The following is a 24,886-nucleotide window of genomic DNA, read 5'->3' on the forward strand; positions in this document are numbered from 1 at the left end:
AGGATGAAACGTCTTCTTTGTTTATTAGTACTAACAGCCTTAACGGGGTGTGAGTCACTATTAGTTCAAAATCCGAACTTACAAGATAGCGAAGTGACTTCTGCTACAACAAATGTTGATGCGGTAGAAGGCGATAAAGCAAAAGAAGAAGGTGGTGGCATTATCGATACACTTCGTGGTCGTAATGATCCTATTTCAGGCGATCCGGCTTGGGCGCCTATTCATCCGAAAGAAAAACCAGAGCATTATGCTGCAGCAACTGGTTCATTGTTTAACGTTGATCATGCACAAGATATGTATGATGATACAAAACCTCATGGTTTAGGTGACATCGTTACGGTTACGCTTGCAGAAAATACCAAAGCGGCAAAAAGTGCCGATGCAGAATTATCAAAAACGAATGATTCAAGCATGGATCCACTGCAAGTCGGTGGTCAAGAGTTGCAAATGGGTGGCCAATATAATTTTTCATATGAATTATCAAATGACAATAATTTCACAGGTAATACCTCCGCTAACCAAAGTAATAGCTTAAGTGGCTCAATAACAGTAGAAGTGATTGAAGTATTATCAAATGGTAACTTATTGATCCGTGGTGAGAAGTGGCTAACGCTTAACACCGGTGATGAATATATTCGTTTGAGTGGTACTATTCGTCCTGAAGATATTAATTTTGATAACACCATAGCATCAACCCGAATTTCAAACGCACGTATCCAATATTCTGGTACGGGCGATCAACAAGATATGCAAGAACCTGGATTCTTGGCACGATTCTTTAATGTAGCACTGTAATAATGACGAATCGTTGGAGTTTTGACGTGAATAAAAGCCTAGTTACCTTAATCTTTACTTGGTTATGTCTAAGTATCTCAACTGCACAAGCGGCACGCATTAAAGATGTGTCAGAAGTTGCAGGGGTTCGTAGTAACCAATTAATCGGTTATGGCTTAGTTTCTGGTTTGCCGGGAACGGGGGAATCTACACCTTTTACTGATCAAAGCTTTAATGCGATGTTGCAAAATTTTGGTATTCAATTGCCGCCGGGCACAAAACCAAAGACAAAAAACGTAGCGGCAGTAATGGTAACCGCAACGTTGCCAGCCTTTTCAAAACAAGGCCAAGTGGTTGATGTTAGCGTTTCTTCTGTTGGCTCAGCAAAGAGTTTACGTGGTGGTACCTTACTGCAAACTTTCCTAAAAGGTTTAGATGGTAAAACTTATGCGATTGCACAAGGTAACTTAATCGTAAGTGGCTTTAGTGCAACGGGAGCTGATGGTTCTAAAATTGTCGGTAATAACCCAACAGTAGGTCGTATCTCTGGTGGTGCTATGGTTGAACGTGAGGTTCCATCCCCATTTGGTCGTGGTGATTTCATTACCTTTAACTTGTTAGAAGCAGATTTTACTACTGCTCAACGTATGGCTGATGCCGTTAATAATTTCCTCGGTCCAAATATGGCGTCAGCGATTGATGCTACGTCTGTGAGAGTTCGTGCTCCACGTGATATCAGCCAACGAGTGGCTTTTTTATCAGCCGTTGAAAATGTCGATTTTGATCCTGCAGACGGCTCAGCAAAAATCATTGTTAATTCACGTACCGGTACAATCGTTGTTGGTAAGCACGTGAAATTAAAAGCTGCGGCAGTCACTCACGGTGGAATGACGGTTGCGATTAAAGAAAACCTTCAAGTGAGTCAACCTGGTCCATTTAGCGATGGTAAAACAGTTGTAACGCCAGATTCAGATATCGAAGTAACGGAAGAGCAAGGTAAAATGTTTAAGTTCGAACCGGGTTTAACGTTAGATGATTTGGTAAGAGCTGTAAATGAAGTGGGTGCTGCGCCTTCTGATTTGATGGCTATTCTTCAAGCATTGAAGCAAGCGGGTGCGATTGAAGGCCAATTGATCATTATTTAATGTTCTTTGATAAATAGCTAAATAATTACAGAAAACGCACTTCTTCGGAGGTGCGTTTTTTTTGGCATTAAACTTGCTCTAGTTAATAGAGTAAGTAGATTAATCTCGCAGATTAAAAAGAGTAAGTATAAAGATGAATAATTCAGTAAACATGACAGATGTCGGTTTCATCCATGATGTGGGTGGTCTAGATAAATTACGTAAAAGTGCAGTTAATGGCGATCAAGATAGCCAAGATAAAGCGCTGCGTGCTGCTGCTGAGCAATTTGAATCGATATTTACACAAATGCTTTTTAAATCAATGCGTAATGCGAATGGCTCATTTAAATCAGACATGATGAGTAGTGATAATCAGAAGTTTTTTGAGCAAATGCGTGATGATCAAATGTCGACTGAGTTATCGAAAAAAGGATCTCTCGGTTTAGCCGATATGATCGTCGCTCAACTTGGTGCATCAATGAATCAAGAGCCACCAGTTCAAAGCGGCAATAATTTAGAGCAAGATGCACGCACGGCAATGCGTAAGGCGGCAACCGATGAAACGTTACGTTTACCTTCTGATTATGTTTATCCAAATACATCTGAAGCAAAACAAGAGTCACAAGTAGAATCTCCAGCGATTGCACAATTAGAAAAAGCATTGGCAGCAAGACCTGTGCAACAACCACAGAAATTCGATTCTCCTCAGCAGTTTGTCGACACCATGAAGCCTTATGCAGAAAAAGCAGCAAAAGCGTTAGGTATTGATTCAAATGTTCTTATTGCTCAAGCCGCATTAGAGACAGGTTGGGGTAAAAAAGTGATTCAAAACTCTGTAGATTCAAGTCATAACTTATTCAACATTAAAGCAGACAGAAGTTGGCAGGGTGATAAGATCGCTAAAAACACCTTGGAGTATCACGATAATATCGCTGTTACTGAAAACGCTGCTTTCCGTTCATACGATAATTATGAAGAAAGTTTCAGTGATTTTGTTCGCTTCTTAAATCAAAATCCACGTTATGAACGTGCACTTCAGCAGACCCAAAGTTCTGAAAGTTTTATTAAAGGTATTCACAGTGCGGGTTATGCAACGGATCCAAATTACTCAGATAAAGTAATGAGCGTGATGAAAACGGTAGAAAGCTTAACTAAATAGCGCTTATCTACTTGTAAAACCTATTCATAAGAATCCTGTCGTTTATATAAGCGGCAGGATTTTTTTATTTTTGCCGCTTGACTAAATAAAAGAGGCAAAGAAAGGCAATAAAATAGATTAGAAAGAGGCAATGAGGAGTCGTAATGAGCATTTTAGCTTCTATTTTATTGATATTAAAGGAAATAAAAGTTGGCACATTGATTGCTATATTAGATTCGTTAGGAAATATTTATTGCATCTTTTATAGAGTTTTTTTGGAGGCTACATGGGACTTGATCTGCTACATTTGGGTACACAAGGTGTGCTTACGGCGCAGCGTCAACTGAATACGACCAGTCATAATATTAACAACGTTAATACTGAAGGCTTTAGTCGTCAATCGGTTGTTCAAGAAACAAATATGCCTCATTGGGTTTCGGGTGCAAACCTCGGCGCAGGCGTGCATGTTGCCGCTGTGCGACGTTCGTTTGATCAGTTTGCAACGAATGAACTGAACCTATCAACAACTAACCTTAATTACTCTATGGATACAGAAGCTAACCTAGATGTTCTAACGAATATGATGTCGTCTATTGGCGCTAAACGTATTCCTGAAAACATCAATGATTGGTTTGATGCCGTAAAAACTCTTGCCGATAGCCCTAACGAAATCGGTGCGCGTAAAGTAGTCCTTGAAAAATCACGTCTTGTTTCACAAAGCTTGAACGATTTTTACGAAAATGTGCGTCAGCAAAATGCAGATGTAAATAAGAAGATGGATCTAACTGTAGAGCGTATGAATGCCATTGCTCTTGAGTTAAAAGACATTAACAAAATGATGGTTAAGACCCCAGGTCCGCACAATGACCTAATGGATCGTCATGAAAAGTTAATTAAAGAGCTATCTCAATACACAAAAGTAACGATCACTAAGCGTGACAACGAGAATTCATTCAATGTATTAATTGGTGGTGGACACATGCTTGTGTCTGGCACAAATGCAAGTGAATTGAAAATGATTGCAGGTTCTCCTGACCCATTACAGCGCCGACTAGCAATGGTTGAAGGTAAGGGAATGAAAGCGATTCAACATGATAGTATTGGCGGTAAATTATCGTCACTATTTGAATTGCGTGATAGCACAATCCCAACAATTATGGATGAACTAGGCCGTGTGGCTGTTGGCTTCAGCAGTGAAGTTAACCGTTTACAGAGTCAAGCAATTGATTTACGTGGTCAAGTTGGTGAAAATATTTTCTCTGATGTGAATTCAGAACAAGCAGTCCGTAGCCGTGCTATCATTTCTGGTGACTCGTCTGCTGAAGTCGGCGTATTTATTGATGATATTAGCCAACTAAAAGCAGGGGATTACGCTCTTAAATATGATGGTAGCCAATATACCGTGACCCGACCTACGGGTGAAGTTCAGCGCTTAGACCCAACCGGTAACCCATCGACCTTTTTCTTAGACGGTATGCGAGTTGAAATTCGTGAACCACTAAGTGCCGGTGAGCGTGTATTACTTCGCCCAACGCGTATAGCGGCAGGCACAATGAAGCTTGAGATGAATGAAGCAGAGAAAATAGCCGCGCAAAGCTATGCAAGCTCAGCAACCTTTGCAACAGGTAATGCTAAATTTAAAGTATTACAAGCTGGCCCATTAAAAGAGTTCCAAGTTGTTATTTCTCCTGCGGCAAATCAATTTGCTGTATTGGATATGAAAGGCAAAATGTTATTAGAACCACAAACGTACCCACCTCAAGGTCCAGTAACTGTTGGTGGTACTACTTTTGAGCTTTCTGGTGGTGCAGCAGCAAATGATAAATTTGCGGCTAACTTAGTTCCATCAGAAGGTGATAATGGTAACTTATTGCTAATGCAAGGCTTACAGACACGTAAAGTAATGGACGAAGGCCGCTCAACGGTGATTGACCTATACGAAAACGTAAATACAGAAATTGGTCTTAAAAAAGCCACCGCTTCTCGTTTATCTGAAGTTTCACGTGTAGAGAATGAAGCGGCGCAAAGTCGTGTTGCTTCAGTTGCTGGCGTAAACTTAGATGAAGAAGCAGCGAATATGATGAAATTCCAACAAGCGTACATGGCCTCTTCTCGAATCATGAAAGCGGCAGATGAGACGTTTAATTCAATCTTGCAATTATCGTAATTAGGAGGCAATAGAGTATGTTAAATCGTATTTCAAGCTTTCATAACTACCAATCAGTGCAGAATGATATTTCTCGTCAAGAAGCGAAAGTTCATCAAAATAGCGCACAACTGGCGTCAGGTAAAAAGCTATTAACCGCAGGTGACGACCCCGTAGCTGCGTTATACGCGCAAAACCTAACGCAAAAGAAAGAAGAGTTACATCAATACAGCGATACCATTATCTTAGCGCGTAACCGTTTAGAGCGTCATGAGGTTGCGATTGCGAATGCAGAGCAATTTGCTGATGACGCAAAGCGCAGCGTGATGGAACTGATTAACGGTTCTCTTGCACCAGAAGATCGTTATGCTCATGCGCAAGACATTAAAGGTATTGCAGATAACTTCTTAAACCTAACAAACATGTTAGATGAATCAGGTAACTATTTATTTTCAGGTACAAAGTCGAAAACACAGCCTTTCTTTAGAGCGAATGACGGAACTGTAGCTTACGCAGGTGATGAATATCAGCGTAGCTTAAAGGTTTCCGGTTCTATTGAGGTGGCAGTGAATGACTCTGGTAGTAAATTGTTTACTGAGATAAAAAATCCATTTGGGGACTATGATCCACAATATGCATTACAAGAAGGGTCTGAGTTACTGCTTTCAAAAGCAACAAATTCTAATTATACCGATCCATCTACCTATGAAGTCACTTTTAAAGCGGGGGCAGATGGTCAATATAATTATCAGTTATCTCAAGACGGTAGCGTGGTAAAAAATGGACAGTTTGATCCTTCTGAAGGGATTAAATATGAAGGCGTTGATATTCAAGTTCGTGGTCAATTAAAAGCAGGCGATATCATTACGCTTGAACCAAAGAAAACCATCAGTATTTTTGATGCATTTAAGAAAGCACAAGAATTTGCATTGAAAGATGTCTCTGATGCTTCTAATACAGCAGAGTTACACCAAGTAACAGATGAATTTCATGCTGCATTTATTCACTTAAGCCAAGCAAGAGCGGAAGTGGGTACAAGGCAAAATACGCTTGATCAGCAAGAATCACAGCATCAAGATTTTGATTTAACTATCTCAAAATCATTAAGTTCGATTGAAGATTTAGATTACGCTCAAGCTGTGATTGAGTTTAATGAAAATACACGTGCACTTCAGGCTTCCCAACAAGCCTTCGGGAAAGTAAAAGACATTACATTATTTAATTACGTGTAAATTAACAAGTTTGATGACAAGCCTAGCTGAGATGCTAGGCTTTTTTTAATTTAACTGTATGAATAATAAGTTTTTATATGGGAAATGAATTGCCGTTTCTCTTTGTTTTTTTCCGCAGCTGATGTGTCTTTGATTATGTATAAGTACTTATTTTTGAGATGAATAAGAATTTTGTTTTTCTTATATAAATAAAGAGAGATACGACGGAAGCATTAAAGAGGAAAGAGCGGCAAATCGACTTGAAAAGCGGCAAAAAAATAATTCAGATAGAAAGTTAAGAGTTAAGTAACACTGAATAACCCTATTTAACTTATTGAAATTGTATAAGTTGATTGTTTTTTTTAATTTAAAATGTATTTTTCCTAAAATTGGCACAGCTTATGCTAATTAATAACTATGACTGAGACGCTCACAGTTTGCCAATGGTAAATAGTGGAATGACAGTGGCAAAGTAGAGTTACTCTTTTTGCTTTTGTATGTCAGTCATTAATTCATGTATTTTCTTCTCATCTTGGCATGAGATTTGATATGTAAATTACATGACATTGAAAAACATTGGCCAATTGTGGCTGATATTTAACTATGAATTTTAAATATTTCTGAATAGAGCAGAAATTAGATTTCGTGAAAACGAAGCTAAAGGAGAGCAACGATGGCTGTAAATGTAAATACTAACGTATCTGCGATGACTGCGCAGCGTTACCTAAATAACGCAACGAACGATCTAAACAACTCAATGGAGCGTTTGTCTTCAGGTACTAAAATCAACAGCGCAAAAGATGACGCTGCTGGTCTACAAATTTCTAACCGTTTAACAGCGCAGACTCGCGGTCTTGACGTTGCTGTGCGTAATGCGAACGATGGTATCTCTATCGCTCAAACGGCTGAAGGTGCGATGAACGAATCGACAAATATCCTTCAACGTATGCGTGATTTATCATTGCAAGCGGCAAATGGTTCTAACTCAGACCAAGATCGTGCTTCTATTCAAGAAGAAGTGCACGCTCTTTCTGATGAAATAAACCGTATTGCTGAAACAACCTCTTTTGGTGGTCGTCGCCTACTTAATGGTCAATTCGGTGAGTCTGCATTTCAAATAGGTGCTAATGCAGGTGAAGCAATCCTAATTAAGTTACCTTCAGTTCGTGCTGATGATGCCAGCATGGGAGGACAACGTTTTGTTTCTGAAAACGGCAAAGATGCATCTTGGAACGTAGAACCTGGCAAAAATGACCTGAAATTAGAATTCACAACTAAAAAGGGTGAAGCTGTTTCTATCGATATTAGTGCTAAAGCAGGTGATGATATTGAAGAATTGGCGACTTACATCAACGGTCAATCAGACAAGATCTCTGCATCTGTTGGCGATGAAGGTAAACTTCAATTGTTTGTTGCTGAACCATCTATTGAAGGTGAGTTAGCAGTATCTGGTAACCTTGCGACTGAACTAGGCTTAGCTAGCGGTTCTGGTATGAAAGCTACCGTTGATAAACTTGACGTAACTTCTGTTGGTGATGCTCAAGCATCTGTTGGCGTTATTGATTCAGCACTTGCTTACATCGATCGCGAACGTGCTGATTTAGGTGCTAAACAAAACCGTTTAGGTCACAGTATAAACAACTTGTCAAACATTCAAGAGAATGTGTCTGCTTCTAACAGCCGAATCAAAGATACTGATTTTGCTAAAGAAACAACAAACATGACAAAAGCACAAATCCTTCAGCAGTCTAGTACGTCTATTCTTGCTCAAGCGAAACAGTTACCAAACGCTGCACTAAAATTACTGCAGTAATAGTAACTAACAACAGTCATTAAGATTGAACAAGAGGTGCTCTCATCTCTCATCATCCTCTTGTTCATTTGATTGTTGTGCAAGCTTCAGGTAACTGGTTTTTTGTGTTCTTCTCACAGATCTCCTCATAAAAAACCAACCTAGCTTTATGCCCCTTAATTGGGGCTACCCTTTTCTGCTTACCTCTCAAGTATTGTCTATCCTTTTTCTCTTAAGTTTATTTTTTTTATGCCGATAAAGCGTTATAAGAGTCTGCTTTGCTATATCAGCAAAGAGCTATTTTATTGAGAGGTCATTATGACAGTGACAGTAAACACCAATGTGTCTGCCATGACGGCACAGCGATATTTGAATCAAGCGACGGAGCATTTAAACCAGTCAATGGAACGCCTTTCTTCGGGTAAGCGTATTAATAGCGCGAAAGATGATGCGGCAGGGTTACAAATATCCAATCGACTGCAAGCTCAAATGAGCGGTTTAAATGTTGCTGTCCGTAATGCCAATGATGGGATCTCTATTGCTCAAACGGCGGAAGGGGCGATGAACGAATCGACTAACATCCTTCAGCGTATGCGCGATTTAGCCTTGCAGTCATCTAATGGTTCAAATTCCTTGCAAGATAGACAAGCGATCCAAGAAGAAGCTGATGCTTTAAATGATGAATTAAATCGCATTGCAGAAACAACTTCTTTTGGTGGCCGTCGTTTATTGAATGGCCAATTTGGGACATCAACCTTCCAGATAGGTGCTAATGCAGGTGAAGCGGTTCAACTTACTTTAGGTAGTATGCGCTCTGATACCTTAGCGATGGGTGGTTTTCATTACACCTCACAAAATCAGCTTAATAAAGGTTGGACTATACCTGAAGGTGAGCAAACTTTAACAATGTCATTTGCTGATGAAAATGGAAAAGCTCAAGAGATTACGATAGAAGCGAAAGCCGGCGATGATATTGAAGAGTTAGCCACTTACATCAATGGACAGAATGATACCGTTCAAGCATCCGTAAATGAAAAAGGTCAGTTGCAGTTATTTACTGCCGGAGATCTAGTCTCAAGTGCAGTGACCTTTGGTGGCTCATTATCTGCGGAATTGGCTATTGGTGGTGCTGTATTTGATACCGTGAATGATTTGGATTTAACAACGGTAGGCGGTTCTCAAAAAGCCATTGCAACGTTAGATGCGGCAATGGGGTTTGTTGATAAAGAACGTGCTACTTTAGGTGCTTTTCAAAATCGTTTTGGTCATGCGATTAATAATCTAAATAATATTAATGAGAACATCTCGGCATCGAACAGTCGTATTGAAGATACTGATTTTGCTAAAGAAACAGTTGAAATGATGAAAGCTCAGATATTACAACAAGTGAGTTCAACAATATTGGCTCAAGCTAAGCAAGCACCTGATGTTGCTTTAAAGCTGCTTGGGTAGTTTTAGTTCTTTACGTATAAAAAACCAGCGTTTGCTGGTTTTTTTTTATCTGTAAAAAGGTATTTATTAATGAGAACTTGAGTAGATTTCTTTTATATCAATAGCTTAAGAGGTTTTAATGATAAACATAAAACTTTAGCTATTTTTCTGTCAAATTTAAAAAACTTTGAAGCACGATCATAGTTTATAAAGTAATCGATAATTTTATAAGAAAATCAATAAAGGTTTATTTTTAACCGTCGTTACATTAAGTATCAGGCGCTAATGGCAACATTGTTAGTTCCAAATAATGAAGCTCAGTTTTCCGAAAACGGAAAACAATCGGAAAACTAAACGGAGATACAACTATGTCAATTACAGTAAATACTAACGTATCGGCAATGACAGCTCAGCGTTACCTGAATAGTGCAACGGATGGCGTAAATAAATCAATGGAACGCTTATCTTCTGGCTATAAAATTAACAGTGCAAAAGACGATGCGGCAGGTTTACAAATCTCAAACCGTTTAACGTCACAATCTCGTGGTTTAGATGTAGCAGTACGTAATGCAAACGACGGTATTTCAATTGCACAAACGGCTGAAGGTGCGATGAATGAATCGACAAACATCCTTCAACGTATGCGTGATTTATCTCTTCAATCTTCAAATGGTTCAAATACTTCAGCTGATCGTGAATCGATTCAACAAGAGGTTGGCGCATTAAATGATGAGTTAAACCGTATCGCAGAAACAACGTCGTTTGGTGGCTCTCGCCTTCTAAATGGCCAATTTGGTACAAAGTCATTCCAAATCGGTGCTGATTCTGGTGAAGGGGTAATGCTTAGTTTAAATAACATGCGTTCAGACTCGGCATCAATGGGCGGAACAAGTTATAAAGCAGAAACAGAGCTGGGTGCTGATTGGTCAGTAAATGCTGAGAAATCAGAACTAACTGTGTCGTTTTTAAACAACGCGGGTGAAGAGAAAGAACTAACGATTAATGCGAAAGCTGGCGATGATATCGAACAAGTAGCGACGTATATTAATGGTCAAACAGATTCAATTAATGCCTCTGTATCAGAAAAGGGTGAGCTTCAAATTGTTACCTCTAATGATAAAGTTCAAGGGGAGGTGAGCTTCGGTGGTTCTCTTGCTGGCGAATTAAATATGGGTACAGCTCAAGCTGAAACCGTAAAAAGCATTGATGTAACGACTGTTGGTGGTTCACAAAAGGCCGTTGCTATTCTAGATGCGGCAATGCAGTTTGTCGATTCTAACCGAGCAGATCTTGGTGCATTTCAAAACCGCTTTAATCACGCAATTTCAAACTTAGATAGCATTAATGAAAATGTATCTGCATCAAATAGTCGTATTAAAGACGTCGATTTTGCTAAAGAAACGACAGAAATGACAAAAGCTCAAATTCTTCAACAGGCAAGTTCATCTATTTTAGCTCAAGCTAAGCAAGCACCTAATGCTGCACTTGGTTTACTGAGATAATTAGTTCGTTAAGAATAATTACTTACTTCTAAGGTAATAGTGCTCTCACACTATACCAAAGCCGGGGCTTGCCTCGGTTTTTTTTGTTTGTAAAACCATCAATAAATATTTATTTCTCTCTAAAGTAAGTGATTTTCCTCACATTTAACCTGAGTTTTAAATTATTTTCGATTTTTTTGCATTTTTCTCTAAAGAGTTTCCGAACGCGAGCGATAACTTAATTACAAGGCATGACGATTAAGAAAATCGCTTGAAAATTCTTTAAAAAGAAAAACTTAAAAAATTAAAAGTTTTTCTAAAGTAATTCAAAACGCGGTCGTTAAGTTAAGTATCAACGATGATTAATACGGTTTCCGGTCCAGGAGCGGAGTGATTCGGAACCAAAGTGGAGAAATAAATTATGGCTATCAATGTAAACACAAACGTATCAGCAATGACTGCACAGCGTTACTTAAACAGCACAACGAATGACCTAAACAGCTCAATGGAGCGTTTGTCTTCTGGTCTTAAAATTAACAGTGCAAAAGATGATGCGGCTGGCCTACAAATTTCAAACCGTCTAACTTCTCAAGCTCGCGGCTTAGATGTGGCAGTTCGAAATGCAAATGATGGTATCTCAATGGCGCAAACTGCTGAAGGTGCGATGAACGAAACAACGAACATCCTTCAACGTATGCGTGATTTATCACTTCAATCTTCAAACGGTTCAAATACACACGCTGACCGTACTGCGATTCAAGAAGAAGTGGTCGCTTTGAATGACGAATTAAACCGTATTGCAGAAACAACATCGTTTGGTGGCTCTCGCCTACTAAATGGTCAGTTTGGTACTAAATCTTTCCAAATCGGTTCCGATTCAGGTGAAGCGGTAATGCTAACACTGAATAACATGCGTTCTGATACAACAGCGATGGGGGGACATACTTACTCAGCGACAGAAGGTAAAGATGCAAATTGGTCAGTAAGTGCAGAAAACACAGAATTAACAATGAACTTTGTCGATAAAGAAGGCAAAGAGCAAAATATCTCAATCAATGCAAAAGCAGGCGATGATATTGAAGAAGTAGCGACTTACATCAATGGTCAAAGCAACGCAATCAACGCATCTGTTACTGAAGATGGCAAGCTGCAAGTATTCGCAGCAGCAGAAGCAACAGACATTGAGTTTAGTGGTTCATTAAGCAATGAATTAGGTATGGGTAATAAAGTTGCCGATACAGTGAAAAGCATAGATGTAACTACCGTGGGTGGTTCACAAAAAGCGGTTGCTATTCTTGATTCAGCTATGGAATACGTTGACTCAAACCGTGCTGACCTAGGTGCTTTCCAAAACCGCTTTGGTCACGCTATCAACAACTTAGAAAATATTAATGAGAACGTTAATGCGTCTAACAGCCAAATCAAAGATGTTGATTTTGCTAAAGAAACGACAGCAATGACGAAAGCTCAAATCCTGCAACAAGCGAGCTCGTCTATCCTTGCTCAAGCTAAGCAGGCACCAAATGCAGCATTAGGCCTGTTGGGCTAATCAGCATAGTAAATACTTGTGAGAATGGGAATTTATGCGACACGCTGAGTTCCTTCCCAACAGGTCATGAGTAAGTCTGACTTACTTTTTAAAATTAAACTTAGGCTATCCCGCATGTATTTTGTAGAGGTGAGAGTCTACAAAGTGCATAGAGATACGCTTTATAAATATATGTGAGAATCAATAGCTGGTTTGGAGGATGAGACCAAACCACTGTTGTACAATTTTCCTTAGGAGATCTATTTATGTCTATTACAGTAAATACTAACGTATCAGCAATGACTGCACAGCGTTACCTAAACAGCGCAACATCTGACGTTAATCAATCAATGGAGCGTCTGTCTTCTGGTAGCAAAATCAACAGTGCTAAAGATGATGCAGCTGGCCTACAAATCTCCAACCGTTTAAACACGCAGACTCGTGGTCTAGACGTAGCGGTTCGTAACGCAAACGACGGCATCTCTATGATGCAAACTGCTGAAGGCGCAATGAAAGAGACTTCAAACATCCTTTCTCGTGTGCGTGATCTTGCGCTGCAATCGTCAAATGGTTCAAACACTGACGCTGACCGTAGCGCGATCCAACAAGAAGTAACGGCTCTTTCTGATGAAATGAACCGTATTGCAGAAACAACTTCTTTTGGTGGCACACGTCTACTTAACGGTAACTTCGGTACTAAATCTTTCCAAGTTGGTGCAGATTCAGGTGAAGCAGTAATGCTTACTCTAAACAATCTACGTGCTGACGAAGCAAACATGGGTGGCCAATCTTTCACTGCGAAAGAAGGTGTTGCTGCGGGTTGGACTGCTGGTAAAGACGCAAACATGACTATCTCTTTCACAGACAAAGCGGGTGAAGAGCAATCTGTTTCTATCAACGCTAAAGCTGGCGACGATATCGAAGAAGTAGCAACTTACATCAACGGCCAAACTGACAAAGTTAGCGCTTCTGTTGGTGAAGATGGCAAACTGCAAGTATTTGCAGCTAAAGGCACAATCGAAGGCGAAATCGAATTCTCTGGTGCTCTAGCTAACGAAACTGGTATGTCTGACGCTGTTCAAGCTCAAAAAACAGTTGGTAACATCGACGTTACAACGGTAGCTGGTTCTCAAGACGCAGTAGCAGTTGTTGATGCAGCAATGAAATTTGTTGATAGCCACCGTTCTGAGCTAGGTGCTGCTCAAAACCGTATGGGTCATACAATCAACAACTTAGACAACATTAACGAAAACGTTTCTGCTGCTAAGAGCCAAATCAAAGACGTTGATTTCGCGAAAGAAACAACTGAAATGACTAAAGCACAAATCCTACAGCAAGCAAGCTCTTCTATCTTAGCTCAAGCTAAGCAAGCGCCTAACGCTGCTCTAGGTTTATTACGTTAATCTACACGATTAATTAATAATACCTAAATAGGTAGGTGGGCGGCTTCATCGTCAACCCACTTACTGAAATATGACAGCAGGGCCGCTCTCCTGCTGTCTTTTTTCGTATTAGGAGGAAAGAGTTATGAACCCCTCATTTGTATCTTCACCAGTCCTCACATCTTCACCTTCCAATAACGGCACGCAAATTGCTAGTTCTAATCAGCAACCGACATCATCTGTTAATACTATAAATAAAATAGCAGCAAGCGAATCGTTAGAAACATTGACGCCAAGCCAAGCGATTGTAGTAGAAGCAGAGCAAAAGCTTGAAACGAAAAAGAAAGAAGAAATTCATCATGCAGTAAAAGAGCTGAATGAATACGTTAAAAGCATGGGACGAGGATTATCATTTCATTTAGATGACGAATCAGGGCGGCAGGTTATTACCGTTCGTGAAATCAGCTCTGGTGAAATTATCCGTCAAATCCCCGATGACAAAATGTTGGAAGTTGCTAGAGAATTAGCTGCCAGTGCCTCTGGATTGATAGCTGAGAGGATATAAAACGTTAACTGAGGAAAATGCTTCATGAGTATGAGCCCGATGGGGATGGGTGGTGGCCTAGATATTAATTCTATGGTGGGTAAAATAGTTGAAAGCGAGCGCTTACCAAAGCAGCAGCGCATCGACCGTGAACGCTCAGACATAGACACGAATATCAGTGGTTACGGCCGTCTGCAAGAATCGTTAGATACCATGAAAAATCTCATGTCGACTTTTCGCCAAGAGGATACTTTTGCATCTCGAACCATCTCAAGCAGTGATGATGAAGTCGTAAGTGCAACAGCGACTCCTGAAGCCTTGGCTGGTCGATACAGCATTGACGTTTTACAATTGGCTCAAGCTCAAAAATTAGCGTCATCCCCAATTCGTGATGATGCTAAATTTGGTCCAGGTAAACTTGATATATCGTTAGGTGACAAAAGTTTCACTATCGATGTTATTGGTAAAAATAATAAAATTACCGATTTATTAAGACAAATTAATAGCGCGCCATCTAACCCTGGTGTGCAAGCTTCTATCGTAAAAGACGATGGTGGTTCTCGTCTTATCTTAGCATCAGATAAGCCTGGAGAAAGTCATAAAGTAAAAATTGAAGTTGATGCGGAGTATAACGATCAACTTCATCGTCTTGCCTTTAATCCAAATTTTGATCCTACAGTATCAACTAAGTTCGATATTCCAACACTTCTTCAATACCAAAATACCCCTGAAATAGCGGCGCAACAAGCGGGAGAACCGTTAACTCAAGAACAAGTTCCTGAACTGAGTGATGAAGAAAAATACGCTTATTTTAAACCGTTAATTGATGTTGCGAATAGAGATCTTGCGCGTGAAGAAAAAGCAGCTAAAGAAATCATGATGCAGCAAGAAGCAACAGCGGCATTAGCGACGTTAGAAGATCCAACCGATCCAACATCTGGCATGTCAGGATGGAGTGAGCGTACTGCAGGAACACTGCAAGCAGCACTTCCAAATGAAGATGAAAAGATTGAATTAGCTAAAGCGGCAAAGCAAGGCGATCAAGACGCTGCAGAAGCGCTTGCAGAAATTGGACAAACGCCAGATACGGTGTTCCAAGCAGCTGGTATTACTTACGAAGCGCCTCAGCAAGAAGCACCGAAAAAAGAAATTGTTGATATAGCAAAAGAAAAAGTAGAAAAACTGCCACCAACAATTAAAGAAATAGCAAAAGAAAAATTAGAACCGATTGAAAAGGTTGTAGAGACCATTAAACCTGAAGGTCCACGCAAACCTTTATATTCTGGTCTTCAAGAAGTTCAATCGGCAAGCAGTGCAAAAGTGGTCTTGGATGGTGTTGCAAGAATAAGCAGTGACACGAATGTTATTCAAGATGCGGTTCAAGGTGTTGATATCACTTTAAAAGGTACAACAGCAGAAGCAAGCAAGCGTATCGATTTAGACGTGCAATTTGATAGAGATACCGTAAAAGCTGCTATCGAACAATTTGTTAATACTTACAATCAGTTCTATGAAACCACCAAAGCATTGAGTGGTTTTGATCCGGCAACAGGTGAAAGTGGTCCACTTGCGGGAGACAGTGTCGTCCGTTCGGCTGAGTCTCGCTTAAAATCTGTATTTGTCGCGCCAGTCGAATCGGCTCCTACAGGAATAAAAACTCTGATAGAGCTTGGTATTTCAACAACTCGACAAGGCACACTTGAAATAAACCAATCCATGTTAGATCGTCAATTGAATGAAAATTTCAGTCAGTTGCATACTTTCTTTGGTGGTTCAAAAGGCTTTGCTAAGAAAGTTGAAGATGTTATTCAAAGCATGACAGGGGTGAGTGGTCCAATTCGTACACGAATGAATACGATGCGAGATCAAAACTATCGCCTTAATGATCAGCAGGTTGACTTAGACCGTCGAATGGATAGCTTACAAGAACGTACTCGTAATAAGTTTGCCAACATGCAAGATGTGACAGGAAAAATGAAAGCCCAGTTGTCAGGCATGATGAATGCGTTAGGTTAATTAATGCGATTAAGAAAAAATAAACCGATAAATAGCTGTCTTTAATAATAGGTATCTTTGATGGTGTTATTACAACAATTAGCAAAATTAGATCGAGAGCTACAGATCTCATATCGATGTGATGATATTAATTTTGAGCAAGTGGCGGTTTTTTTATCAGATCGGGAACAACTCTTGCATCAATGCATGAAAGTGTCAGAAATAGTGCATTCTACTGAATGGCAAGCTGCAATTGAAAGAACTCAACTAATTATCAATGAGATGAATGGTTTAGGACAACAATTTGCTTTAGATTATCAAAAACTGAACCATGCAAAAAAATCGGTTCAGTTATATAGAAAATTTCAATAAAACTGAGGAAATACGATGAGAGGTTCACTACAAGCATATAAGAAGGTATCAATTGATAGCCAATTAAGTGCTGCATCACCTCATAAGGTCATTCAAATGCTAATGGCTGGTGCTATCGAGCGCTTAATCCAAGGAAAAGCAGCAATGCAGCAAGGCAATACAGCTGTAAAAGGCGAACGTCTTGGTAAAGCATTGGATATCGTGATCAGCTTGCGTTCATGTCTTTCAATGGATGATGGTGGTGATATCGCAAACAATCTTGATTCTTTGTATGACTTTATGATCCGTCAAATTTCACAAGCAAACCAAAATAATGAATCTCAGCCGATTGATGATGTTGTAGATATGTTACGCGAAATTAAATCCGCTTGGGACCAGATTCCGGCAGAGTTTCATAATCTTACCGCTGATAAAGTTGGCATATAATAAAATATATTTTATAAATCAAATTTATTTTCTGATTTTTATATTAACCTCTCATTTACGGTATGACTGTCTATTAGTCGACAGTCATAGTTGCCTTATTTTTCTTATGCTATAATATGGTTAAATAACTTCGGTGTTGTCCAAGATATAGACCAATTAAATCAAAGAATTAAGGCGCATAACACTTCTATGAAAGGTTTAGCAAAGACTCTAATTATTGAAGATGATGAGCAGAACCGACATAATCTCAAGGTTATTCTTGAGTTTATCGGTGAGCATTGTCATGCTATTTCAACTTCAGAACTGTCTACTTTTGAGTGGAGTGCTCCTTGGAGTGCTTGTTTTTTAGGCCAAGCAACTAATGAATCGCAGAAAGAGCTGATCAAAAAATCATTAATCGATCATAACCATATCCCTGTCGTAATTATGACTGGCGCTATGTACGATCTTGATGATCTTACCAATTATGTTGGTGAATTAAACCAACCTGTTAATTATCCTCAATTAACGGACGCCCTTCGTCATTGCCAAGAATTTATGGGACGTCGTGGTTTGGGGATTCCACACCTAGGTCGAAAAAATACGCTATTCCGTAGTATGGTTGGGCAAAGCTCAGCAATTAGCGCTGTTCGTCATTTAATTGAACAAGTCTCTGGTACCGAAGCAAGTGTTCTTGTTTTGGGGGAATCAGGCACAGGTAAGGAAGTGGTTGCACGAAACTTACATTACCACTCTCCACGTCGTAAGGGACCATTCGTACCTGTAAATTGTGGTGCTATTCCACCTGATCTTTTAGAGAGCGAGCTTTTTGGTCACGAAAAAGGGGCATTTACAGGAGCAATTACCGCTCGTAAAGGTCGTTTTGAACTGGCTCAAGGCGGCACTCTTTTCTTAGATGAAATTGGTGATATGCCAATGCCAATGCAAGTAAAGCTATTGCGTGTATTACAAGAGCGTTGTTTTGAGCGTGTTGGCGGAAATCAAAGTATTAAAGCGGATGTTCGTATTGTTGCCGCAACGCATCGAAACCTCGATTATATGATTGAGAAAGGCACATTTCGTGAAGATTTATATTATCGCTTAAATGTCTTCCCAATTGAAATGCCAGCACTACGTGAGCGTAAACAAGATATTCCTCTGTTATTGCAAGAATTACTTGCAAGAATGGAAGCTGAAGGGAGTATTCGTGTTCGTTTAACTCCTCGTGCAGTTAATTCCTTAATGGAGCATCATTGGCCTGGTAACGTTCGTGAATTAGCGAATTTAATTGAGCGATTGATGATCTTATTCCCTGGTGAATCTGTTGATGTAAATCATTTACCGACAAAATATCGTTATAGTGATATTCCAGAGTTTCAACCTGAGAATTACAACCAACAAACCATTGAAGAGCAAGAACAAGCAGCACTTGCTGATATGTTTGCAAACTTCAGTGACGGTGGCGTCCCGCAAGCGGCAACACCAAGCTTTGGTCCTGCATCAAATGATTTACCAGAAGATGGTTTAAATCTAAAAGAGATGCTGGCTGATGTTGAAGTTAATATGATATGCCAAGCACTTGAGGCGCAAAATGGCGTTGTTGCAAGAGCGGCTGATATGCTGGGCATGCGAAGAACGACATTAGTAGAGAAAATGCGTAAATATAATCTGAATAAAGATGATATTCGTTAATAAGGTCTACTGACAAATAATTGACTCGTCAAACTTGCACTTTGTTGTAAGTTGTTGATTGTAATCAATAAAGGGGCTGGCATGTAAAATGCATTAGCCCTTTTGTTGTTTTGGCGGGAATAAAATTATGCAGGGTAATTTAGAGAGTGAGACCAACTCACCTCTTGGTACAGTAGAAGAACAAAATACACGTTATAAGCAAGTATTAGATGTAATGCCAGCAGGCGTAATATTATTGAATACTCAAGGCGTCGTGTGTGAAGTTAACCCAGAAGCGATCAGACTTCTTGGTCCTCCATTATTAGGTGAACGTTGGTTTGAAGTAATTCAACGATCATTTGACCCAAGAGAAGATGATGGCCATGAAATTTCGTTACGTAATGGGCGTAAGGTACGCTTAGCTATTTCTGCATCAGAAACGGGCCAGCTTATTCTTATTACGGATCTGACAGAAACTCGTCTACTGCAATCTAGAGTCAGTGATTTACAACGCTTGTCATCATTAGGAAAAATGGTGGCTTCCCTTGCACACCAAGTAAGAACACCACTATCAAGTGCAATGCTATACGCATCTAATCTGGGTTCTCCTAATTTACCTGCCGCGACACATAAACGTTTTCAAACTAAATTAGTTGACCGTCTTCATGATCTTGAAAAGCAAGTGAATGATATGCTGCTTTTTGCAAAAGGTGGTGATAACAAAGTTGTTAACTCCTTTACGATTGCTGATTTAGTTGCTGAATACCAACCCATGGTTGAAACCGCATTGCAGTCAAACCAAGTTGATTATGCTTTAGAGGTTGAAGAGGAAGATACATTACTCATGGGTAATGCAAACGCCATTGCGAGTGCGATCAGTAATTTGATCATGAATGCCATTCAAGTGATTGGTAAAGAGTGTCAAATCGACGTCTTCTTTAGACCGGTGAACGGATTTTTAAAAATATCGGTACAAGACAACGGTCCCGGTATTCCATTAGAACTACAAGATAAAATTATGGAACCATTTTTCACTACACGCTCTCAAGGCACAGGTCTTGGTTTGGCGGTAGTTCAAATGGTGTGTCGAGCACATAAAGGACAACTTGAATTGTATTCAGAACCGGATGATGGTGCGTGCTTCACCATGTCGATCCCGCTAACAGCAACCCAAACAGAATCTGGAGAATAACCATGGCGCAAAGTAAAGTACTGATCGTAGAAGATGATGAAGGCCTACGCGAAGCGTTGATCGACACCTTAGAATTAGCTGGTTATGAATGGATTGAAGCAGATAGTGCGGAAGCTGCTCTATTGATTTTGAAAAAAGAGCCTGTAGATATTGTTGTTTCAGATGTGCAAATGGCAGGTATGGGCGGCTTGGCATTATTACGTAGTATTAAGCTGAATTGGCCAAATTTGCCCGTTCTTCTAATGACAGCGTATGCCAATATTGAAGATGCGGTTTCAGCAATGAAAGAAGGCGCAATAGATTACATGGCGAAACCTTTTGCACCAGAAGTGCTTTTAAACATGGTAAGTCGCTATGCTCCAGTAAAAAATGAGCAAACGGGCGACGCCATTGTTGCTGATGAGAAAAGTCTTAAATTACTTAAATTGGCAGATAAAGTTGCTCGAACTGACGCAAACGTGATGGTGCTTGGCCCTAGTGGTTCAGGAAAAGAAGTAATGTCTCGTTATATTCATAACAATTCACAACGCAGTGAAGGGCCTTTTGTTGCAATTAACTGTGCCGCAATTCCTGACAACATGTTAGAAGCAACCCTATTTGGTTATGAAAAAGGCGCATTTACAGGCGCAGTTCAAGCGTGTCCGGGTAAATTTGAACAAGCGCAGGGCGGCACTATTTTACTGGATGAGATCAGTGAAATGGACCTTAACCTACAAGCGAAATTACTTCGTGTTCTACAAGAAAGAGAGGTTGAGCGTCTAGGTGGTCGTAAGAGTATTAAGCTTGATGTTCGTATTTTAGCGACAAGTAACCGTGATTTAAAAAAATACGTGGAAGAAGGTAATTTTAGAGAAGATTTATATTACCGTTTAAACGTATTCCCAATTGCATGGCCGCCATTAAAAGAGCGTAAAGGAGACATTAACCCTTTAGCGAAACATTTGATAGAGCGTCACTGTCAAAAACAAGGCTTACCTGTACCAACATTAACCGTTGATGCGATGGCTAAATTAGAGTCTTACCCTTGGCCTGGTAATGTGCGTGAGTTAGACAATGTTGTTCAACGAGCATTGATTTTGGCTGAAGGTAATCAGATCACTTCTGATGATGTATTACTTGAAGGTGTTGATTGGGCTGATGCTAGCAGTTTACAGCAAGTTGTAAGTGGCGAAGCTCCAGCAATTAGACCTGAGCAGCAGATACCGTCAATAAATGAGCCATCAACTATTGAACTAGAAAGCACAAATGTTGATGCTATGAGTACATCGACAGGCTTAGGTGGTGAATTGCGTGAGCAAGAGTACATTATTATTCTAGAAACGATAAAAGCGTGTGATGGAAAGCGCAAAGATGTAGCCGAAAAACTAGGGATTAGCCCAAGAACACTGAGGTACAAACTTGCTAAGATGCGTGATGCTGGAATCGATATCCCAAGCTAAAACAGTTAGTTATAGTTATTGATATTTTGGTATGTAAATTGCTTTATATACTTCGGGTCGTAAAATTAAGTCAATTAGTTGACTGGGTCGGAGAATAGAAATGAAGATTGGTGGTTTACAGGACGAAATGCAAGCAATGATGCTTGACGCGTCAAATACAACGCGTCCAGCAACAGGTAAAGAGGTCGGTGCGGACTTCAGTGCTATGTTTGCAAAAGCAGTAAATAACGTGAATGGCTTACAACAAGCATCAAGTGATTTGGCTGTGCGTTTTGATCGTGGTGATGAAGGGGTTTCATTATCTGATGTAATGATTGCACGTAACAAATCAAGCGTAGCATTTGATGCGACAATTCAAGTGCGTAATAAGCTAGTTGATGCTTATAAAGCACTAATGAATATGCCTGTATAGTTTCTAGGAAGTAAAGCGTGTCAGAAGAAAATAAAAATACAGACTTAACGGTATCTGATGGAATGTCATCAGGCGGTGCAATGACACTGGATGGTTCCGTTGATGTACAAAATCCTGATGTAGATGAGCAAAGTTCTTCAAAATTAGATTCAGCGCTGGGTAATCTTGATCTATTGCGTCAAGTTATCTTAGTTTTATCTGTTTCTATTTGTGTAGCCTTAATTGTAATGCTCTTCTTTTGGGTGCAAGAACCTGAAATGCGACCGCTTGGTATGTATGAAACGGATGAATTAATCCAAGTTCTTGATCACCTTGATGCGCAGAAAGCCGAATATAAACTAGATGGTAATACTATCTTAGTTCCTGCCTCTGAATTCAGTAAAATGAAATTAGATCTTTCTCGTGCTGGTTTAAATAAATCAGTTGATGAAGGTGATGAGATTCTATTGCAAGACATGGGCTTTGGTGTTTCACAGCGTTTAGAACAAGAGCGTCTAAAATTAAGCCGTGAACGTCAATTAGCCAGTACATTTGAGCAAATGCGTCCAATTCGTAAAGCACAAGTACTGCTTGCTATGCCAAAACAAAGTGTGTTTGTTCGTCATAACCAAGAAGCGTCTGCAACCGTATTTTTGACAATGCGTATGGGTGCTAGCCTAAAGCAAGAAGAAGTTGATTCTATTGTTGATATGGTTTCAAGTGCGGTTCCGGGAATGAAACCAACACGCGTTACCGTAACAGATCAGCATGGGCGTTTATTGAGTTCAGGCTCGCAAGATCCAATGGCAATGGCTCATCGTAAAGAGCAAGAATTAGAACGTAAGCAAGAGCAAACTCTGCGAGATAAAATTGACGCAATTTTAATTCCAGTATTAGGTTTAGGTAACTATACCGCTCAAGTTGATGTGTCTATGGACTTTAGTGCTGTTGAACAAACTCGCAAGAAGTTTGACCCACAAACGCCATCGACTCGAAGTGAATATACATTAGAGGATTATAATAACGGTAATGTTATTGCAGGGGTTCCAGGGGCGTTAAGTAATCAGCCTCCGGTTGATTCTGCTATCCCTCAAGACATTGCTGAGTTAAAAGACGGTTCAGTATTGGGTCAAGGTTCTGTACACAAGGAAGCAACACGAAACTTTGAGTTAGATACTATGATTAGCCATGAGCGTAAGCAAAGTGGCACCGTTGCTCGTCAAACTGTATCTGTTGCGATAAAAGAGCGTCAAAATGTTAATCCTGATACAGGGGAAGTGACATACACTCCAATGTCAGCTGAACAAATTGATAAAATTCGTCAAATCATCATTGGTAGTGTTGGTCTTAATGAGCAACGTGGTGATTTATTGAACGTATTAAGTGTTAAGTTTGCTATTGAAGAACAGCCAATCGTCATTGATGTGCCTATTTGGGAAAATCCAAACTTTAATGATTGGATTAAATGGTTAGCTGGTGCTCTGGTTATTATTGCCGTGCTTCTTATCCTTGTTCGCCCAGCAATGAATAAATTGTTATTCCCTAACCAAGCAGAAGATGATGCGATGGCAAATGGCGAAGGTCATGCTGATGGTGAAATGGGCTTAATTGGTAGTGATTTGGATGGTGACGGATTTGAATTTGGCTCTGGTATCGACCTTCCAAACCTACATAAAGATGAAGATTTATTGAAAGCGGTTCGTGCTCTTGTAGCGAACGAACCAGAGCTTGCGGCGCAAGTCGTTAAAAACTGGGTATCTGAAAATGGCTAATGAGATTGTAGAAGCAGAAAAAAAAGATGAAGATAACCAAGAGTTTGATCTTTCATCACTCGCAGGCTCAGAGCGTGCAGCCATTTTGCTACTTAGTTTGAGTGAGGATGATGCCGCGAGCATTATCCGCCACTTAGAGCCAAAGCAAGTTCAGAAAGTGGGTGCAGCAATGGCAACGGTATCTGATTTAAATCAGGTTAAAGTGTCAGCTATTCACCGTGCTTTCTTAGAAGATATTCAGAAGTACACTAGTATCGGTATGGGTAGCGAAGACTTTATGCGTAATGCATTGGTTGCCGCTCTTGGTGAAGATAAGGCAAATAACCTTGTTGACCAGATTTTACTTGGTAGTGGTTCTAAAGGCTTGGATTCATTGAAATGGATGGACCCTCGTCAGGTGGCAAGCATCATCATGAATGAGCATCCACAGATCCAAACTATCGTATTGTCTTACCTAGACCCAGATCAATCGGCAGAGATTTTATCTCAATTCCCTGAACGTGTACGTCTTGATCTAATGATGCGAATTGCTCACCTTGAAGAAGTTCAGCCTTCAGCTCTGGCTGAACTGAACGAAATCATGGAGAAACAGTTTGCGGGTCAATCTGGTGCTCAAGCAGCCAAAATTGGCGGCCTGAAAGCAGCGGCAGAAATCATGAACTACCTAGATAACAGTATTGAAGGTATGTTGATGGATCAAATTCGTGACCAAGATGAAGAGACAGCAACGCAGATTCAAGATCTTATGTTTGTCTTTGAAAATCTTATTGATGTTCAAGATCAAGGCATTCAAATGCTATTGCGTGATGTTCCGCAAGAAGTGCTACAAAAAGCACTTAAAGGCGCAGATGATGCACTTAAAGAGAAGATGTTTAAGTGTATGTCAAAACGTGCAGCAGAGCTTATGCGTGATGACCTTGAAGCGATGGGACCAGTACGAGTTGCTGATGTTGAAGCTGCACAGAAAGAAATTCTGGCAGTGGCACGTCGAATGGCAGATTCTGGTGACCTAATGCTTTCTGGTGGTGCGGATGAATTCGTATAATACGTTTTCAGTGCGTTAAGTTATAATAAAACGGCTATTTCGGTTTGATATCA

General features: G+C 40.0%; 20 protein-coding genes. All 20 read left to right on the forward strand.

Features of this window, described 5'->3' with window-relative positions; genetic code table 11:
• The first annotated feature begins 3 nt into the window (after positions 1-3).
• On the forward strand, positions 4-795 hold the full coding sequence (flgH, locus tag AC2IP4_RS03370; protein WP_375321028.1) for a flagellar basal body L-ring protein FlgH: 792 nt from the start codon (positions 4-6) through the stop codon (positions 793-795).
• A 2-nt stretch (positions 796-797) separates the two neighbouring features.
• The gene (locus AC2IP4_RS03375; protein ID WP_375321027.1) at positions 798-1,919 is read left to right on the forward strand and encodes a flagellar basal body P-ring protein FlgI; all 1,122 of its coding nucleotides are present in this window, start codon (positions 798-800) and stop codon (positions 1,917-1,919) included.
• Positions 1,920-2,052: 133 nt separating this feature from the next.
• Positions 2,053-3,057: a flagellar assembly peptidoglycan hydrolase FlgJ gene (gene flgJ / locus AC2IP4_RS03380; RefSeq protein ID WP_375321026.1), complete on the forward strand. Its 1,005-nt coding sequence runs from the start codon at positions 2,053-2,055 to the stop codon at positions 3,055-3,057.
• Positions 3,058-3,322: 265 nt separating this feature from the next.
• Entirely contained in the window at positions 3,323-5,203 is a 1,881-nt protein-coding gene (flgK, locus tag AC2IP4_RS03385) for a flagellar hook-associated protein FlgK (RefSeq protein WP_375321025.1), read from the forward strand.
• A 17-nt stretch (positions 5,204-5,220) separates the two neighbouring features.
• Positions 5,221-6,414 (forward strand): flagellar hook-associated protein FlgL, encoded by a 1,194-nt coding sequence (gene flgL, locus AC2IP4_RS03390; protein WP_375321024.1) that lies wholly within the window; start codon positions 5,221-5,223, stop codon positions 6,412-6,414.
• A gap of 652 nt (positions 6,415-7,066) precedes the next feature.
• Positions 7,067-8,206, forward strand: a complete 1,140-nt coding sequence (locus AC2IP4_RS03395; RefSeq protein WP_375321023.1) for a flagellin — start codon at positions 7,067-7,069, stop codon at positions 8,204-8,206.
• Positions 8,207-8,503: 297 nt separating this feature from the next.
• On the forward strand, positions 8,504-9,637 hold the full coding sequence (locus AC2IP4_RS03400; protein WP_375321022.1) for a flagellin: 1,134 nt from the start codon (positions 8,504-8,506) through the stop codon (positions 9,635-9,637).
• A 347-nt stretch (positions 9,638-9,984) separates the two neighbouring features.
• Positions 9,985-11,118, forward strand: a complete 1,134-nt coding sequence (locus AC2IP4_RS03405; RefSeq protein WP_375321021.1) for a flagellin — start codon at positions 9,985-9,987, stop codon at positions 11,116-11,118.
• A 400-nt stretch (positions 11,119-11,518) separates the two neighbouring features.
• The gene (locus tag AC2IP4_RS03410; RefSeq protein ID WP_486310557.1) at positions 11,519-12,646 is read left to right on the forward strand and encodes a flagellin; all 1,128 of its coding nucleotides are present in this window, start codon (positions 11,519-11,521) and stop codon (positions 12,644-12,646) included.
• A gap of 245 nt (positions 12,647-12,891) precedes the next feature.
• Entirely contained in the window at positions 12,892-14,028 is a 1,137-nt protein-coding gene (locus AC2IP4_RS03415) for a flagellin (RefSeq protein WP_060991574.1), read from the forward strand.
• 124 nt (positions 14,029-14,152) lie between these two features.
• Positions 14,153-14,572, forward strand: coding sequence for a flagellar protein FlaG (locus AC2IP4_RS03420; protein ID WP_375321020.1), 420 nt, complete (start codon positions 14,153-14,155; stop codon positions 14,570-14,572).
• Between the two features lie 24 nt (positions 14,573-14,596).
• Positions 14,597-16,567, forward strand: coding sequence for a flagellar filament capping protein FliD (fliD, locus tag AC2IP4_RS03425; RefSeq protein ID WP_375321019.1), 1,971 nt, complete (start codon positions 14,597-14,599; stop codon positions 16,565-16,567).
• Positions 16,568-16,627: 60 nt separating this feature from the next.
• Positions 16,628-16,918 carry a hypothetical protein gene (locus AC2IP4_RS03430; protein ID WP_105055226.1) on the forward strand — a complete coding sequence of 97 codons (291 nt, stop codon included), beginning with the start codon at positions 16,628-16,630 and terminating at the stop codon, positions 16,916-16,918.
• Positions 16,919-16,933: 15 nt separating this feature from the next.
• A complete protein-coding gene (gene fliS, locus AC2IP4_RS03435; protein WP_060991570.1) occupies positions 16,934-17,344 on the forward strand; it encodes a flagellar export chaperone FliS in 411 nt (136 codons plus the stop codon).
• A gap of 189 nt (positions 17,345-17,533) precedes the next feature.
• The gene (locus AC2IP4_RS03440) at positions 17,534-19,015 is read left to right on the forward strand and encodes a sigma-54 dependent transcriptional regulator (RefSeq protein WP_105055225.1); all 1,482 of its coding nucleotides are present in this window, start codon (positions 17,534-17,536) and stop codon (positions 19,013-19,015) included.
• 127 nt (positions 19,016-19,142) lie between these two features.
• On the forward strand, positions 19,143-20,186 hold the full coding sequence (locus tag AC2IP4_RS03445; RefSeq protein ID WP_105055224.1) for a sensor histidine kinase: 1,044 nt from the start codon (positions 19,143-19,145) through the stop codon (positions 20,184-20,186).
• A 2-nt stretch (positions 20,187-20,188) separates the two neighbouring features.
• Entirely contained in the window at positions 20,189-21,625 is a 1,437-nt protein-coding gene (locus AC2IP4_RS03450) for a sigma-54-dependent transcriptional regulator (RefSeq protein ID WP_375321018.1), read from the forward strand.
• Positions 21,626-21,725: 100 nt separating this feature from the next.
• Positions 21,726-22,037 (forward strand): flagellar hook-basal body complex protein FliE, encoded by a 312-nt coding sequence (fliE, locus tag AC2IP4_RS03455; RefSeq protein ID WP_060991566.1) that lies wholly within the window; start codon positions 21,726-21,728, stop codon positions 22,035-22,037.
• Between the two features lie 17 nt (positions 22,038-22,054).
• Positions 22,055-23,788 (forward strand): flagellar basal-body MS-ring/collar protein FliF, encoded by a 1,734-nt coding sequence (gene fliF / locus AC2IP4_RS03460; RefSeq protein WP_375321017.1) that lies wholly within the window; start codon positions 22,055-22,057, stop codon positions 23,786-23,788.
• Positions 23,781-24,833, forward strand: coding sequence for a flagellar motor switch protein FliG (gene fliG / locus AC2IP4_RS03465; RefSeq protein ID WP_060991564.1), 1,053 nt, complete (start codon positions 23,781-23,783; stop codon positions 24,831-24,833). The genes fliF and fliG overlap by 8 nt, the downstream gene beginning before the upstream one ends.
• Positions 24,834-24,886 lie beyond the last annotated feature (53 nt).

The organism is Aliivibrio thorii (assembly GCF_057368585.1).

Coding starts and splice junctions, on each gene's coding strand:
- AC2IP4_RS03395 (WP_375321023.1), top strand. CDS start 7,067: ATGGCTGTAAATGTAAATACTAACGTATCTGCGATGACTGCGCAGCGT.
- flgL (WP_375321024.1), top strand. CDS start 5,221: ATGTTAAATCGTATTTCAAGCTTTCATAACTACCAATCAGTGCAGAAT.
- AC2IP4_RS03440 (WP_105055225.1), top strand. CDS start 17,534: ATGAAAGGTTTAGCAAAGACTCTAATTATTGAAGATGATGAGCAGAAC.
- flgH (WP_375321028.1), top strand. CDS start 4: ATGAAACGTCTTCTTTGTTTATTAGTACTAACAGCCTTAACGGGGTGT.
- fliE (WP_060991566.1), top strand. CDS start 21,726: ATGAAGATTGGTGGTTTACAGGACGAAATGCAAGCAATGATGCTTGAC.
- AC2IP4_RS03420 (WP_375321020.1), top strand. CDS start 14,153: ATGAACCCCTCATTTGTATCTTCACCAGTCCTCACATCTTCACCTTCC.
- flgK (WP_375321025.1), top strand. CDS start 3,323: ATGGGACTTGATCTGCTACATTTGGGTACACAAGGTGTGCTTACGGCG.
- AC2IP4_RS03450 (WP_375321018.1), top strand. CDS start 20,189: ATGGCGCAAAGTAAAGTACTGATCGTAGAAGATGATGAAGGCCTACGC.
- fliD (WP_375321019.1), top strand. CDS start 14,597: ATGAGTATGAGCCCGATGGGGATGGGTGGTGGCCTAGATATTAATTCT.
- fliS (WP_060991570.1), top strand. CDS start 16,934: ATGAGAGGTTCACTACAAGCATATAAGAAGGTATCAATTGATAGCCAA.
- AC2IP4_RS03405 (WP_375321021.1), top strand. CDS start 9,985: ATGTCAATTACAGTAAATACTAACGTATCGGCAATGACAGCTCAGCGT.
- fliG (WP_060991564.1), top strand. CDS start 23,781: ATGGCTAATGAGATTGTAGAAGCAGAAAAAAAAGATGAAGATAACCAA.
- AC2IP4_RS03415 (WP_060991574.1), top strand. CDS start 12,892: ATGTCTATTACAGTAAATACTAACGTATCAGCAATGACTGCACAGCGT.
- AC2IP4_RS03375 (WP_375321027.1), top strand. CDS start 798: ATGACGAATCGTTGGAGTTTTGACGTGAATAAAAGCCTAGTTACCTTA.
- AC2IP4_RS03430 (WP_105055226.1), top strand. CDS start 16,628: ATGGTGTTATTACAACAATTAGCAAAATTAGATCGAGAGCTACAGATC.
- AC2IP4_RS03400 (WP_375321022.1), top strand. CDS start 8,504: ATGACAGTGACAGTAAACACCAATGTGTCTGCCATGACGGCACAGCGA.
- flgJ (WP_375321026.1), top strand. CDS start 2,053: ATGAATAATTCAGTAAACATGACAGATGTCGGTTTCATCCATGATGTG.
- AC2IP4_RS03445 (WP_105055224.1), top strand. CDS start 19,143: ATGCAGGGTAATTTAGAGAGTGAGACCAACTCACCTCTTGGTACAGTA.
- AC2IP4_RS03410 (WP_486310557.1), top strand. CDS start 11,519: ATGGCTATCAATGTAAACACAAACGTATCAGCAATGACTGCACAGCGT.